The 13681-nt window shown below is 69.8% G+C and carries 14 protein-coding genes; 10 read left to right on the forward strand and 4 right to left on the reverse strand.

Going from position 1 to position 13681, the window contains the following annotated elements; translation table 11 throughout:
- Positions 1 to 5 precede the first annotated feature (5 nt).
- Both rsgA and H6927_07795 read right to left on the reverse strand, forming a co-directional pair.
- Positions 6 to 911 (reverse strand): ribosome small subunit-dependent GTPase A, encoded by a 906-nt coding sequence (gene rsgA / locus H6927_07790; GenBank protein ID MCP5218005.1) that lies wholly within the window; start codon positions 909 to 911, stop codon positions 6 to 8.
- 53 nt (positions 912 to 964) lie between these two features.
- Complete coding sequence (locus H6927_07795) at positions 965 to 2257, reverse strand: M48 family metallopeptidase (GenBank protein ID MCP5218006.1); 1293 nt, start codon at positions 2255 to 2257, stop codon at positions 965 to 967.
- Between the two features lie 68 nt (positions 2258 to 2325).
- On the opposite strand from H6927_07795, the gene orn reads away from it, so the two are divergent.
- Entirely contained in the window at positions 2326 to 2916 is a 591-nt protein-coding gene (orn, locus tag H6927_07800) for an oligoribonuclease (GenBank protein MCP5218007.1), read from the forward strand.
- Between the two features lie 11 nt (positions 2917 to 2927).
- Here orn and H6927_07805 read toward each other — a convergent pair whose 3' ends face one another.
- Positions 2928 to 3491 (reverse strand): hypothetical protein, encoded by a 564-nt coding sequence (locus H6927_07805; GenBank protein MCP5218008.1) that lies wholly within the window; start codon positions 3489 to 3491, stop codon positions 2928 to 2930.
- Between the two features lie 347 nt (positions 3492 to 3838).
- On the opposite strand from H6927_07805, the gene H6927_07810 reads away from it, so the two are divergent.
- Together H6927_07810 and H6927_07815 are read left to right on the forward strand one after the other, a co-directional pair.
- Complete coding sequence (locus tag H6927_07810) at positions 3839 to 4567, forward strand: 16S rRNA pseudouridine(516) synthase (protein MCP5218009.1); 729 nt, start codon at positions 3839 to 3841, stop codon at positions 4565 to 4567.
- A 221-nt stretch (positions 4568 to 4788) separates the two neighbouring features.
- Positions 4789 to 5859, forward strand: a complete 1071-nt coding sequence (locus H6927_07815) for an IPTL-CTERM sorting domain-containing protein (protein ID MCP5218010.1) — start codon at positions 4789 to 4791, stop codon at positions 5857 to 5859.
- A 36-nt stretch (positions 5860 to 5895) separates the two neighbouring features.
- Here H6927_07815 and H6927_07820 read toward each other — a convergent pair whose 3' ends face one another.
- Positions 5896 to 6672, reverse strand: coding sequence for an alpha/beta hydrolase (locus H6927_07820; GenBank protein ID MCP5218011.1), 777 nt, complete (start codon positions 6670 to 6672; stop codon positions 5896 to 5898).
- Between the two features lie 81 nt (positions 6673 to 6753).
- Between H6927_07820 and H6927_07825 the strand changes: the two genes are divergently transcribed.
- The 7 genes from H6927_07825 (at position 6754) to H6927_07855 (ending at position 13659) form a co-directional block, all read left to right on the forward strand.
- The gene (locus H6927_07825) at positions 6754 to 7791 is read left to right on the forward strand and encodes a beta-propeller fold lactonase family protein (GenBank protein MCP5218012.1); all 1038 of its coding nucleotides are present in this window, start codon (positions 6754 to 6756) and stop codon (positions 7789 to 7791) included.
- A gap of 10 nt (positions 7792 to 7801) precedes the next feature.
- Complete coding sequence (locus tag H6927_07830; protein MCP5218013.1) at positions 7802 to 8602, forward strand: polysaccharide deacetylase family protein; 801 nt, start codon at positions 7802 to 7804, stop codon at positions 8600 to 8602.
- Between the two features lie 10 nt (positions 8603 to 8612).
- Entirely contained in the window at positions 8613 to 9665 is a 1053-nt protein-coding gene (locus tag H6927_07835; protein ID MCP5218014.1) for a sterol desaturase family protein, read from the forward strand.
- Positions 9662 to 10513 carry an EI24 domain-containing protein gene (locus H6927_07840; GenBank protein ID MCP5218015.1) on the forward strand — a complete coding sequence of 284 codons (852 nt, stop codon included), beginning with the start codon at positions 9662 to 9664 and terminating at the stop codon, positions 10511 to 10513. Before H6927_07835 ends, H6927_07840 begins: the two co-directional genes overlap by 4 nt.
- A 4-nt stretch (positions 10514 to 10517) precedes the next feature.
- Positions 10518 to 11336, forward strand: coding sequence for a competence/damage-inducible protein A (locus H6927_07845; protein ID MCP5218016.1), 819 nt, complete (start codon positions 10518 to 10520; stop codon positions 11334 to 11336).
- 235 nt (positions 11337 to 11571) lie between these two features.
- Complete coding sequence (gene glnA, locus H6927_07850; GenBank protein MCP5218017.1) at positions 11572 to 12987, forward strand: type I glutamate--ammonia ligase; 1416 nt, start codon at positions 11572 to 11574, stop codon at positions 12985 to 12987.
- Positions 12988 to 13143: 156 nt separating this feature from the next.
- On the forward strand, positions 13144 to 13659 hold the full coding sequence (locus H6927_07855; protein MCP5218018.1) for a hypothetical protein: 516 nt from the start codon (positions 13144 to 13146) through the stop codon (positions 13657 to 13659).
- Positions 13660 to 13681 lie beyond the last annotated feature (22 nt).

Raw genomic sequence — 13681 nt, forward strand, 5'->3', positions numbered from 1 at the left:
ACTCTTCAGGCGCGGCCGCGCAGCTCGGCAAACAGGTCGCTATAGATTTTGTATCTGCTGGCGCTGATGGGATGCGGGCCAGCGGCCGATTCGACCACTGAAATCACACCGCAGCCCGGCTCGTGCAGGTGCGTGCAGTTGTAGAAGCGGCAGTCGGCCACGTGGGGGCGGATGTCGGGCATGTAGGCGGCCAGCTGCATCGGGTCGATGTGGCGCAGGCCGAACTCCTGAAAGCCGGGCGAGTCGATCAGCGCGCTGGTTCTGGCGGCCTCGTCCAGCCAGTACCACGTGGTCGTGGTCGTGGTGTGCTTGCCGGAGTTGAGCGCCTGCGAGATATCGCCCGTCTGCGCGGCGGCGCCGGGGACCAGGCGGTTGATGAGCGTGCTCTTGCCGGCGCCCGAAGGCCCCAGGATCAACGTGGTGCGGCCCTGCAGCGCGGCCGCCACGCCGTCCAGCGAGCAGGCGCCCGGCGCCACGTCGCCGCGCGGCTTGGCGGCCATGGCGAGCACGCTGTAGCCCATGGCGCGGTACGGCGCCAGCCGCGCCCAGGCGCGGGCAAAGGGCGCCGCCAGGTCGGCCTTGTTCAGCACGATCAGCGGCTCGATGTGCGCCGCCTCGCAGGCGATCAGCGCGCGCGCCAGCTGGTGCTCGGAGAACTCCGGCTCGGCCGCCAGCAGGACCAGCACCTGGTCCAGGTTGGCGGCAAAGGACTTGGTGCGCAACTCGTCCTGGCGGTACAGCCAGTTGCGCCGCGGCAGGGTGCGCTCGATGGTGCCCTCGTCCTGCGAAGGCAGCCACTGCACGCGGTCGCCCACCACCACCTCCAGCTTCTTGCCGCGCGGGTGGCAGCGCACGCGCTCGCCGGCGGGCGTCTCGACCACGCAGTGGCGCCCGTGGCTGGACACCACCAGGCCCTCGCGCAGCGCGCCGGGCGCCACGGGGGCGGGTCGTGGCGGGCGCGGGCTCAAGCGGGCGACATCCGGGCGCCCAGGTGGGCCATGCGCTCGCTGGCCGGTGGGTGCGAGTAGTAAAAGCGCACGTACAGCGGGTCGGGCGTGAGCGTGCTGGCGTTGTCCTTGTACAGCTTGACCAGCGCGTTGCTCAGCTCCTGCGCGCTGGCCTGGTGCGCGGCGTAGGCGTCGGCCTGGAACTCGTGCCGGCGCGAGAGCTGGGCCGCCAGCGGCGAGACGAAGAACATGAACACCGGCACCACGCCCATGAACAGCAGCAGCGCCAGCGCATGGTTGGGCACCGCCCCGCCCATGCTGGCCGGCAGGTTGGGCGTGACGCCCAGGCCGGCGTAGAACCAGCTCTGCCCGGCCAGCCAGCCCAGCAGTGCCAGGCCGGCGAAGCTGAGCGCGAACAGCATGACGATGCGCTGCAGGATGTGCCGGTGCCGAAAGTGCCCCAGCTCGTGCGCCAGCACGGCCTCCACCTCGGGCGGGGTCAGCTGCGCCAGCAGCGTGTCGAAGAACACCACCCGCTTGGCGGCGCCAAAGCCCGTGAAGTAGGCGTTGGCGTGCGCGCTGCGCCGGCTGCCGTCCATCACGAACAGGCCCTTGGCGGTAAAGCCACAGCGCGCCATCAGGGCCGCCACGCGCTCGCGCAGCACCGCGTCGTCCAGGGGCTCGAAGGTGTTGAACAGCGGCGCGATCAGGGTCGGGTAGAGCACCAGCATCAGCAGCGAGAACGCCATCCACGCGCCCCAGGTCCACAGCCACCAGGCGCTGCCCGTGGCCTGCATCAGCCACAGCACGCCGGCGGCCAGCGGCAGGCCGATGAGCACGCCCAGCAGCGCCGACTTGAACAGGTCGGCCCACCACAGCCGCGCACTCATGCGGTTGAAGCCGAAGCGCTGCTCGATCACGAAGGTCTGCCACGCGCTGGCCGGCAGCTCGATCAGGCCGTTGACCAGCGCGAACGCCGCCAGCAGCGCCAGCGGCTGCAGCAGCGGCCGCGGGCCCAGGGCGTCCAGCAGCGCGCCGTTGAGCGCGTCCAGTCCGCCCAGCAGCGTCCAGCCCAGCAGCACCGCCGCGCCCAGCATCAGCTCCAGCAGGCCGAAGCGCAGCCGCGCCACGGTGTAGTCGGCGGCGCGCTGGTGGGTTTCCAGCGGGATCGCGCGCGCGAACTCGGCCGGCACGGCGCCGCGGTGGCGCGCCACGGCGCGGATCTGGCGCGAGGCCAGCCACAGCTTGACCAGCACGTTCAGCAGCAGGGCCGCGCCGAAGACCAGCGAGGTGAGAAGGGCGGGGGTCAGGGCGGTCAAGGAAGCGATGGAAAAAGAACCGAAGTATGCAGTTTAGGGCTCCATGGACAATCGAACCCATGAACGACCTTGCCACCGCCCCCGCCGCCAGCGCCGAGCTGGCCAAATCCGAGCAGAACCTGGTCTGGCTCGACTGCGAGATGACCGGACTGGACCCCGAGAAGGAGCGCATCATCGAGATCGCCGTCATCGTCACCGGCCCGCAGCTGACGCCGCGCGTGGAAGGGCCGGTGCTGGTGATCCATCAGCCGGACGAGGTGCTGAACGCCATGGACGCCTGGAACCAGGGCACGCACGGGCGCAGCGGCCTGACCGCCAAGGTCAAGGCCTCGGCCGTGACCGAGGCGCAGGCCGAAGACGAGGTGCTGGCGTTTTTGCGGCGCTACGTGGGCAAGGGCCAGTCGCCCCTGTGCGGCAACACCATCGGGCAAGACCGGCGCTTTCTGGTCAGGTACATGCCGCGGCTGGAGGCGTTCTTTCACTACCGCAGCATCGACGTCAGCACGCTCAAGGAGCTGGCGCGGCGCTGGCGCCCCGAGGTGATGCAGGCGTTCAAGAAGCGGCAGCTACACACCGCGCTGGCCGACGTGCACGAGTCGATCGACGAGCTGGAGCACTACCGCCGGCACTTCATCCGGCTGGCCGAATGAGGGAGCCGGGCTCAGCGTCGTGCCGGGCCGTTGCCGTCGCGATCGTCCAGCGGGATCGGGAACGAGTCCGGCTGGCCCCAGTCGGTGAGGCGGGGCCCGTCGCCACCGCCCTCCAGCGGCGCCATTTGGGACGAGCGCCGGTCGTTGCGCCGTCGATCCAGCGTTTCCACCAGGTTGTCGCGGGCGGTTTGCAGCTCGACCGACTCGCCGGCGTTCGACTCGGTCGCGCCCAGGCCCAGGAACTCGGCCCGGATGGCCCAGGGCTCGGGCAGAGCGTCCGGCGTCAGCAGCCAGTAGCCGACGTGGCACTGCGCCAGCAGGTTCTGCTTGAGCTGGCGATTGCCGCGCGAGAGCCGATGCGGGTCCATCACGTCCACGCAGCCGATGGCGCGGCCCGTCTCGTCGGCCAGCGTGAAGGTGCAGTACACGCCGCTGAGCATGGCAAACAGGCCTTCGGCGGCGGAGCGGTCGCGCGGCTTGCAAAAGCGCGTGACCGGCAGCTTGACCATCACGTGATGCTCGGGAAACACCTGCCGCAGCCAGTGCCACGTGTGCAGCTCGGTGCGCCCCAGCATGGGACGCGGCTGTACGGCCACGGCAGGCGGGACGCGTGGCTTGCGGGCGGGTGCGGGCGCAGGCGCAGGTGGGCGGCGACGCGCCCACAGCCATGCCGCGCACAGCACGGCGAGGGCGGTCAGCAACCATGGCCACAACGCATACATGACGATTCCCTGAGCGAGTTTGCCGACTTCGGCTTGTTGTTCTTGATCGACTGGCGATCGAGTTTTGCAACTTTAGACCGCATTTTTTGCCGTGCAAGGGCCAACGCGGCGAGGCGCCACCTGAAGTCGCGGTCTTTGCACAAAATGTCACACTTGGCGGGCCGCGCTTGGCCTGAAACCGCGCCTTGATGGAGAAAACCATGCGCCTGGACGATGTGCTGTACTCGCAGGGCTTCGGCACCCGCCGCGTGTGCGCGGGCCTGATCGAGCAGGGCCACGTGTACCTTGGGCCGCAGGCCTGCACCGACCCCGCGGCCGAGCTGGACGTGGCCGACCCGGCCCTGCGCTTCACGGTGCAGGGCGTGGCCTGGCCCTACCACGAGCGCGCTTACCTGATGCTGCACAAGCCGGCGGGCACCGAGTGCTCACACCGCCCCGGCGCCTGGCCCAGCGTCTACACCCTGCTGCCGGCGCCGCTGCGCCAGCGCCCGGCGCCCGGCAAGGTGCAGGGCGTGCAGGCCGTGGGCCGGCTGGACCAGGACACCACCGGCCTGCTGTTGCTGTCGGACGACGGCGCTTTCATCCATCGCATGAATGCGCCGCGCCGACACGTGCCCAAGGTGTACGAGGTGCGCACCAAGCACCCGCTGGACGAGCGCCAGCTGCAGCGCCTGCGCGACGGCGTGGTGCTGGACGACGACCCGCGCCCGGTGCGCGCCTTTGCTGTCGAAGGAGTGGCCGAGCACCACCTGCGCCTGACGCTGACCGAAGGCAAGTACCACCAGGTCAAGCGCATGGTGGCCGCGGTGGGCAACCGGGTGGAGACGCTGCACCGCTCACGCATCGGGCAACTGGCCTTGCCGGGCGACCTGGCGCCGGGGCAGTGGCGCTGGCTGGCGGCTGATGACTTGGCGCTGCTGATGGTGTGATCCGTTTCTGCTCTCGGGAATGTGAACAATGTCACGAAAAATAGCCCGACATCGCCTCGCGACGCCGCAAATGCCCACCGAAAATAAATTAAAGACTTTGTATTTCGTACAAACTCATCCATATCCTCGGGCCTTCATTTCATGATGGCGGTGGCCCATGAGGCTTGAACGTGTTGGCGTGACAGCAGCAAGGTGTTGTTTGTAAAAGGGAGAGAGCCGTGATGGCTTTGAAAACGAGGGGCGTTGCGCACCGCGCGCTGATTCTGGTGGCGGGCCTGGTCTGCGGGTCGATAGCTGGCGCAGCGGATTACTGGACGACTTTTTCAGGTAGTGGGGTGACGATTTCAGGCGCCCTGCATGGATCCACGTTGACCGCGAGCAACCAGAGTGGTGTCGCTCTCAGCGATCCCTTCTGGATTTCGACGCCGCCCTTCACGGTGTCCACCGTGGCGTTTTACCCCGCCAGCCTGAAGGCCATGACCAACCACATGGTCCGCCAGCCTCGCTCCGGGGCCACCGCCGGATCGCCCAGCATGGCCGAAATTGCGTTCGCGGCACCTGTGGTCGATCCCATGGTGGCCTTCTACAGCCTGGACAACTCGGCCGTGAGCGTGCAGGCCAGCACCGATGTGGGGGGCGCGCCGGCGGATGTCGAGATACTGGCCAATCGGCCCAACATGATTGGCGTGCCGGCGGCCGGCTGGGTCAGCGGTCAGGACCCTGATGCCAATCTGGTTGCTCGTGGCGAAGGTTGTTTTGTCGATCCCGATTCGAAGCGCGTCTGCGGCATGTTTCGCTTGAAGGGCGTGTATTCGCGCATTCAACTGGGGCAGTTTCTGACCAGCGGTGGCGGTGATGGCGTGGGTTTCCAGATCGGCCTGAGCCTCACGCCGACGCCGCGACCGGACGCCGGCTCCGCCACGACGGGCGTGGCGCGCACCGTGATTGCCGACGTGCGTGTCAACGACAGGCTGGTGGGGGCGCGCGGCACGGAGCTTGCCGCCGGATCGGCCAACGCCACGCTGGCGCCGGTGGGCGCGTGGCCGGCCGGCATCGCGCTGGACACCGCCAGTGGCGCCGTCACCGTGGCGGGGTCGGTGCTGCCCGGCACGTACGTGATGAGCTACAGGCTGTGCGACGCGGCGGACGACACGAACTGTGCCGAAACCACGGTGACGGTCACCGTCGGCGAACCTGCGCCGGTGCCGACCTTGCCGGCATCGGGCCTGGTGGCGCTGGCGGGGCTGCTGGGCTGGTTCGGCCTGCGCGCGCGTCGGCGGCGTCCACACTGAAACTGAAACGGCTTGGAGTGCCCGTGCATCGCGGTGTCAGGCGCGCGGCAGAAAATTGACGATCGCCGCGTTGACCGCCTCGGGCTGGTCGCGCTGCGGCGAGTGGCCGCAGGCGGGCAGCTCCAGCAGCCGGGCGTGCGGCACGGCGCGCTGCAGTTCGTGCACCTGCGCCAGCGTGCCGTATTCGTCGTCCAGGCCCTGGATGGCCAGCAGCGGCGCCGTGATGGCGCGGCATTCGGCGCGGATGTCGAAGGCGCGGAAGGCGGGGCTCAGCCACACGTCGTTCCATTGCCAGAAGGCGCCGTCCACGTCCTGGTGAAAGCGCGCCAGGCGCTCGCGCAGCGTCCCGTGCTCGTAGGCCTGGCGTGCCTGCTCGATGGAGCGCACCGACACGTCCTCGACCATCAGGTGCGGGGCCATCGCCACGCAGGCCGCGACCGGCTGGTGGGCGGCGTGGATCAGGGCGATGGTGGCGCCGTCGGAGTGGCCGACCAGCACCGGGCGCTCGATGTCCAGGCGCGCCAGCAGCGCCGGCAGCACCTGCAGCGCCTCGCGGTGCATGTAGTCGGGCTGCAGGCGGCCGGCGCCGCGCACGTCGGGCACCGGGCTGGAGCGGCCGTAGCCGCGGCGCGAATATACCCAGCCGGCGCGCCCGGTGGCGGCGCACAGCCTGGCCGGCCAGTCGCGCCATTGGGCCACCGAGCCCAGGCCCTCGTGCAGAAACACCAGCGGCGCCCGCCCCGCCGGGCTGCCCGGGGGCGCGGCGATGGCCGCCACTTCAAGAAAAACGCCGTCGATGTCCACGCCTTGCATGGCTGGAATGTTATGTCATGGTGTGGCAGGCGGCCGGCGTACACTCGCGCGCCGCGTCTTGCCTCTTGATCGATCGGTTGTATGAAGGCTGTTGCCGTGAATTCCCTCTCGTCCTGCCCGTCGGCGGGGCCGAACCGCCGGCGCCTGCTGGCCCTGGGCGCGGCCGCCGGGCTGGGCGCGGCCTGGCCCGGGGCGCAGGCGGCGCCGCGCGCGCCGGTGCTGGTGCTCAATTCGCTGGACGGCACGGTGAGCGTGATCGACGGCAACACCTGGGTCGAGCGGCGCCGCATCGCCACCGGCCGCGAGCCGCACCACCTGTACATGACGCCCGACGAAAAGTCGGTCATCGTGGCCAACGCCGGCAGCGATTCGCTGACCTTCATCGACCCGCGCACGGCCGAGGTGCAGCGCCAGCTTTCCGGCATCATCGACCCGTACCACCTGCGCTTTTCGCCCGACATGAAGTGGTTCGTCACGGCGGCCAACCGCCTGAACCACGTCGACCTGTACCGCTGGGACGGCGACAAACCCGAGCTGGCCCGGCGCATCGCCACCGGCAAGACGCCCAGCCACCTGTGGATCGATAGCCGCAGCACCACCGTGTATTCCAGCATGCAGGACAGCGACGAGCTGGTGGCGATCGACCTGGCCTCGCAAACCCTGGTGCACCGCGTGCAGACCGGCTCCCGGCCGGCCGACGTGTTCGGCACGCCCGACGACCGCACCCTGCTGGTGGGCCTGACGGGCGGCACCGGGGTGCAGGTGTTCGACGTGGCGGGCGGCCAGGCGCCCACGCTGGTGGGGCAGATCGCCACCGGCAAGGGCGCGCACGCCTTTCGCGCGCTGGGCGACCGGCGCCACGTGCTGGTCAGCAACCGGGTGGCCAACACCATCAGCCAGATCGACTACACCCGGGGCGCCGTGGTGGCCGAGTTTCCGGCGCCCTCGGGCCCCGACTGCATGGACGTGTCGGCCGACGGCACGCTCATCATGGTCGGCTCGCGCTGGGCCGGCAAGCTGACGCTGATCGACATCGCCCAGCGGCGCGTGGTCAACCAGGTCAAGGTCGGCCGCTCGCCGCACGGCGTGTGGACGCTGGACCACGCCAGCCGCGTGTGAGGAGGCCGCGATGCAACGGCGACATGCTATTGGGTTGATAGCTGCTGGCGCTTTGTCCACGCGGGCCAGGGCCCAGAATCATTTAAATTCGTGCACGGAGCCGGTGTACCTGACCTTCGACACCGGCCACATGGGCATCGCCAGCTTCGTGGCCGACGTGCTGCGCCGCCAGCGCGTGCCGGTGACGTTTTTTGCCGCCAACGAGCGCACGCAGGAGGGCGACGGCAGCCTCAGCCGCTACTGGGGCCCGTGGTGGAAGGCGCGCGCCGCCGAGGGGCACGAGCTGGCCTCGCACACCTGGGACCACGTCTACTGGCGCGCCGACCTGCCGGGGCGCGAGCCGCGCTTTCGCGTGCGCCCCTCGGCGGGGGCCTTTGCCGGGCGCGAGTTCACCTGGAGCGCCGAGCAGTACTGCGCCAACATCGCGCAGGCCAGCGAACGCCTGGCCTACTACAGCGGCAAGAAGCCGCTGCCCCTGTTCCGCGCGCCCGGCGGCAAGACCTCGCCGCGCCTGCTGGCCGCCGCCGAGGCGTGCGGCTACCGGCACGTGGGCTGGTCGCCCGCCGGCTTTCTGGGCGACGAGCTGTCCAGCGACAAGTACCCCAACCAGCGGTTGCTGGAGCGCGCGCTCAAGACCATCCAGCCGGGCGACATCCTGCTGGCGCACCTGGGCATCTGGTCGCGCCAGGACCCCTGGGCGCCGGCCGTGCTCGAGCCGCTGATCGAGGGCCTGAAGGCGCGCGGCCTGTGCTTTGCCACCCTGCGCGGGCACCCGGCCTACGCGGACTGGATCGCCATGCACGGCGCCTGACGGAGCAGCCATGCTCAACCCCTTCGATGCCTTCGCCCTGGCCCAGGAGTGGCTGTTCGAGCGCCTGATCGAGCCCGCGGCCTTCAGCCTGGGCCTGGGCAACCTGCTGGAGGACGGCTTCGTGGCCACCGGCTGGCTGCTGGTGGGCCTGCTGCAGATCGCGGTGCTGCTGCTGCTGATCGGCCCCGCGCAGCGGCGCTGGCCGGTCGAGCCGGTGGTGGACCGCGCCGCCATCCGCGTGGACGTGATCTACACCCTGCTGCACCGCCTGGGCCTGTTCAAGCTGGCGATGTTCTTCACCGTCGAGAACTGGCTGACCGACGGCATCGGCGTGCTGCGCGCGCACGGCATGCCCACGCTGCAGTTGGACGCGCTGTGGCCGGGCGTGACCGACCGGGCGCTGGTCAGCTTCGTGATCTACCTGCTGGTGTTCGACTTCATCGGCTACTGGGTGCACCGCGCCCAGCACCAGTGGGACTGGTGGTGGCGGCTGCACGCCGTGCACCACAGCCAGCGCCAGCTGACGATGTGGAGCGACAACCGCAACCACCTGCTCGACAGCGCGCTGAACGACGCCATCTTCGTCGCCGTGGCCATCGCCATCGGCGTGGCACCCTCGCAGTTCGTGGGGCTGGTGGCCGTCACCCAGCTGTTCGAAAGCCTGCAGCACGCCAACCTGCGCTGCTCCTTCGGCCGCGTGGCCGAGCGCCTGCTGGTCAGCCCGCGCTTTCACCGGCGCCACCATGCCATCGGCGTCGGGCACGAGGCCCGCTCAGCCCGCGAGCCGAGCGCCGCCGGGCCGCCCCAAGGCGCGAGCGCCCCCTTGGGGGGCAGCGAACCACGCGCAGCGGGGAGCGTGGGGGCCAACATTCGGGGTGTCAATTTTGGTGTGCTGTTTTCCTGCTGGGACGCGCTGCTGGGCTCGGCCGACTGGGCGGGCGGACGCGAGCCCACCGGCATCCGCGACCAGGTCGAGCAGGGGCGCGACTACGGGCGCGGCTTCTGGGCGCAGCAGTGGCTGGGGCTCAAGCGCCTGGCCGGGCGGGATGGAGTCGCCGGATGAACCTGCTGTTCGACTCGTTCTGGCGTGCCGCGGCGTACTGCCTGTATCCGCGCGTGATCGCGCTGTCGCTGCTGCCGCTGGCCATCATGGTGGCCGTCAGCGGGGTGCTGGGCTACTTTTACTGGGACCCGGCCGTGGCGGCGGTGGCGGCCTGGCTCGACAGCTCCACCCTGTGGTCGCTGCTGTCGGGCTGGCTGGCGCGCCTGGGCGTGGGCGACGTGCGCGCCGGCCTGGCGCCGCTGCTGCTGGTGCTGGGCCTGACGCCGCTGGTGGTGGTTTTTGCCCTGTTGCTGGTGGCCCTGCTGCTGGCGCCGGCCGTGCTGCGCCTGGTGGCTGAGCGGCGCTTTCCCGCGCTGGAGCGGCGCGGGCCGGATTCGGTGCTGGGCTCGCTGGCCTGGTCGCTGGGCCACACGGTGCTGGCGCTGCTGGCGCTGGTGGTGTCGCTGCCGCTGTGGCTGGTGCCGCCCCTGATCCTGATCGTGCCGCCCCTCATCTGGGGCTGGCTGACCTACCGTGTGATGAGCTTCGATGCGCTGGCCGTGCACGCCAGCGCCGGCGAGCGCCGCGCCGTGCTGCGCCAGCACCGCGCGCCGCTGCTGGTCATCGGCATCGTCTGCGGCTACCTGGGCGCGGCGCCGGCCGTGGTGTGGGCCTCCATGACCCTGTTTGCCGTCGCCTTCGCGGTGCTCATTCCGCTGGCCGTCTGGATCTACACCCTGGTGTTCGCCTTCTCGGCGCTGTGGTTCACGCATTACGCGCTGGCCGCGCTGCAGGCGCTGCGCCAGGGCGCCGCCACTCCCGCCGCCGCATCCACCGCCTCGCCGCCCGCCTTGCCCCATGAGCCCTGAACGCATGCCTCCCACCTTCGGCCTGATCGTCGTCGGCGACGAAATCCTCTCCGGCCGCCGCAGCGACAAGCACCTGGCCAAGGTGATCGAGCTGCTGGGCGCGCGCGGCCTGCAGCTCGCCTGGGCCGAGTACGTGGGCGACGAGCCGGCGCGCATCACCGCCGTGCTGCGGCGCGCTTTCGCCTCGGGCGACGTGGTGTTTTGCACCGGCGGCATCGGTGCCACGCCCGACGACCACACACGCGCCTGCGCGGCCGCCGCGCTGGGCGTGCCGCTGGCGCTGCACCCCGAGGCCCAGCGCCTGATCGAGCAGCGCGGCGAGGCGCTGGCGCGCGCCGAAGGCAGGCCCTGGGAGCCCGCCAGCGCCGACAACCGCCAGCGCCTGAAGATGGGCGAGTTTCCGCAGGGCGCCGCGATCATTCCCAACCCCTACAACCAGATTCCGGGGTTTTCCTGTGTGGGGGAGCGTGGGGGCACCATTCATTTCATGCCGGGCTTTCCTGTCATGGCCTGGCCGATGATCGAATGGGTGCTGGATATGCACTACACGGTCCACTTCAACCGTTCTGCCTGGCAAGAGCGCTCGATCATCGTCTTCGGCGCCGCCGAGGCGGTGCTCACGCCCCTGATGGAGCGCATCGAGGCGGGGCACCCGGGCGTCAAGGTGTTCAGCCTGCCCAGCGTGGACCACCCCACTTACGGGCGCCACATCGACCTGGGCGTCAAGGGCGCGCCCGAGGCGGTGGCGGTGGCCTTTGCCGACCTGAAGGCGGGGCTGGCGCCCTTCGGCCTGCGCTGCGGCCCCGAGATCGTGCGGCCATAAGGCGCACCATGCTGGGGACGGGCCACGCCTGCACCGCCTTGGTGCGCCTCGATCTGGTGCATGGCGCCATGACGGGCTCGTGGCCGAGGCGCCGCCACGGCAGCCAAAGCCGGCGACAATGCGCGTTTTCGGGTGTTCGCGCTCTGGCGCGCGCGTCCTGCGCCGCTGGCATGAAAGCTGCTTGAATCCTGGACACCGAATTTTTGTTCCAACCATCCCCACCGGAGAACCCCAGATGGCCAAGTCCGTCGCCGACGTCATGAAGCTCGTGCAGGAAGCCGAGTGCAAGTTTGTTGATTTCCGCTTCACGGACACGCGCGGCAAGGAGCAGCACGTGAGCGTGCCCGTGTCGCACTTCGACGAGGAGAAGTTCAGCGACGGCCACGCCTTCGACGGCTCGTCCATCGCCGGCTGGAAGGGCATCGAGGCCTCCGACATGCTGCTGATGCCCGACCCGGTCACGGCGCACATCGACCCGTTCTACGAAGAGCCCACCCTGGTGCTGACCTGCGACGTGCTGGAGCCGGGCGACGGCAAGGCCTACGAGCGCGACCCGCGCTCGCTGGCGCGCCGCGCCGAGGCCTACCTCAAGGCCAGCGGCATCGGCGACACCGCCTACTTCGGCCCCGAGCCCGAGTTCTTCGTGTTCGACCAGGTGCGCTGGAGCACCGAGCCAGGCCACAGCTTCTACAAGATCGAGGAGTACGAGGCGCCCTGGAACACCGGCGCCAAGCTGGAAGGCGGCAACCGCGGCCACCGCCCCACCACCAAGGGCGGCTACTTTCCGGTGGCGCCGGTCGACAGCACGCACGACATGCGCGCCGAGATGGCGCTGGTGCTGGAGGCCATGGGCATCCCGGTCGAGGTGTTCCACCACGAGGTGGCCGGCGCCGGCCAGATGGAGCTGGGCACCAAGTTCAGCACCCTGGTCGAGCGCGCCGACTGGACGCAGCGCATGAAGCACGTGATCTGGAACGTGGCCGACCGCTACGGCAAGACGGCCACCTTCATGCCCAAGCCCTACCACGGCGACAACGGCAGCGGCATGCACGTGCACCAGTCGATCTGGAAGGGCGGCAAGAACCTGTTTGCCGGCAACGGCTACGCCGGCCTGTCCGACACCGCGCTGTACTACATCGGCGGCATCATCAAGCACGCGCGCTCGCTCAACGCCATCACCAACCCCACCACCAACAGCTACAAGCGCCTGGTGCCGCACTTCGAGGCCCCCGTCAAGCTGGCCTACTCCAGCCGCAACCGCTCGGCCTCCATCCGCATCCCGCACGTGATGAGCGACAAGGCGCGCCGCATCGAGGCGCGCTTTCCGGACCCCATGGCCAACCCCTACCTGTGCTTCTCGGCCCTGCTGATGGCGGGCCTGGACGGCATCGAGAACAAGATCCACCCCGGCGAGGCCGCCAGCAAGGACCTCTACCACCTGCCGCCCGAGGAGGACAAGCTGGTGCCCACCGTGTGCCACAGCCTCGACCAGGCGTTGGAGGAGCTGGACAAGGACCGCGCCTTCCTCACGCGCGGCGGCGTGTTCACCGACAGCATGCTGGACGCCTACATCGAGCTGAAGATGAGCGAGGTCAACCGCATTCGCGTGCAGGTCAACCCGGCCGAGTACGACATGTACTACTCGCTGTAACGGCGCGGGTGCAAAAAATGGCGGCTTCGGCCGCCTTTTTTGTGGCCGCCGGTGCAACGAAACCTGGCCGCGCGGATCAATTGAGCCGATACTTTGACCCTTTGCCGCGCCTGGCGCCGTGCGCCAGCCTGCGGTCATGCCAGCGAGGCCTGCTTCATGAACCTGCCCGTCACCGCCCGATCCATCGCTTGCACCGCCGCACTGGGGCTGCTGCTGGCCTGGGTGGCGCCCGCGTGGGCGCAAAACCGCATCTACCGCTGCGGCAACGAGTACACCAACCAGATCAAGGGCCGCACCGACTGCAAGCTGGTCGAGGGCGGCAACGTCACCGTGGTGCGCGGCACCTCGCCCACGCCGGCACCGGCCGCGGCGGGCAATGGCGCCAAGCCGGTGGTTACCGCGCCCTCGTCGGCGCCGCGGGTGGACCCGGCGGTGCAAAAGGCGCGCGACTCGGACGCCAAGGCCATCCTCGAGCAGGAGCTGCGCCGCGCCCAGGCCCGCCAGGCCGAGCTGGCCAAGGAATACAACAACGGCGAGCCCGACAAGATCGGCGGCGAGGCGCGCAACTACCAAAAGTACCTGGACCGCGTGGCCGAGCTCAAGGCCTCCATCGCGCGCAACCAGAGCGACATCGAAGGCATCCAGCGCGAGCTCAAGCGCTATGAACCCTGATCGGTATCCGAGGCCGCCGCGA

This window comes from Burkholderiaceae bacterium (genome assembly GCA_024235995.1).
In the GTDB taxonomy this organism is placed as follows: domain Bacteria; phylum Pseudomonadota; class Gammaproteobacteria; order Burkholderiales; family Burkholderiaceae_C; genus Ottowia.

Excerpts from the sequence above, each read along its gene's own strand:
- H6927_07835 (MCP5218014.1), top strand. The coding sequence starts at position 8,613 with ATGCTCAACCCCTTCGATGCCTTCGCCCTGGCCCAGGAGTGGCTGTTC.
- H6927_07820 (MCP5218011.1), bottom strand. The coding sequence starts at position 6,672 with ATGCAAGGCGTGGACATCGACGGCGTTTTTCTTGAAGTGGCGGCCATC.
- glnA (MCP5218017.1), top strand. The coding sequence starts at position 11,572 with ATGGCCAAGTCCGTCGCCGACGTCATGAAGCTCGTGCAGGAAGCCGAG.
- H6927_07825 (MCP5218012.1), top strand. The coding sequence starts at position 6,754 with ATGAAGGCTGTTGCCGTGAATTCCCTCTCGTCCTGCCCGTCGGCGGGG.
- H6927_07830 (MCP5218013.1), top strand. The coding sequence starts at position 7,802 with ATGCAACGGCGACATGCTATTGGGTTGATAGCTGCTGGCGCTTTGTCC.
- H6927_07840 (MCP5218015.1), top strand. The coding sequence starts at position 9,662 with ATGAACCTGCTGTTCGACTCGTTCTGGCGTGCCGCGGCGTACTGCCTG.
- H6927_07810 (MCP5218009.1), top strand. The coding sequence starts at position 3,839 with ATGCGCCTGGACGATGTGCTGTACTCGCAGGGCTTCGGCACCCGCCGC.
- H6927_07845 (MCP5218016.1), top strand. The coding sequence starts at position 10,518 with ATGCCTCCCACCTTCGGCCTGATCGTCGTCGGCGACGAAATCCTCTCC.
- H6927_07815 (MCP5218010.1), top strand. The coding sequence starts at position 4,789 with ATGGCTTTGAAAACGAGGGGCGTTGCGCACCGCGCGCTGATTCTGGTG.
- orn (MCP5218007.1), top strand. The coding sequence starts at position 2,326 with ATGAACGACCTTGCCACCGCCCCCGCCGCCAGCGCCGAGCTGGCCAAA.
- H6927_07805 (MCP5218008.1), bottom strand. The coding sequence starts at position 3,491 with ATGCTGGGGCGCACCGAGCTGCACACGTGGCACTGGCTGCGGCAGGTG.
- H6927_07855 (MCP5218018.1), top strand. The coding sequence starts at position 13,144 with ATGAACCTGCCCGTCACCGCCCGATCCATCGCTTGCACCGCCGCACTG.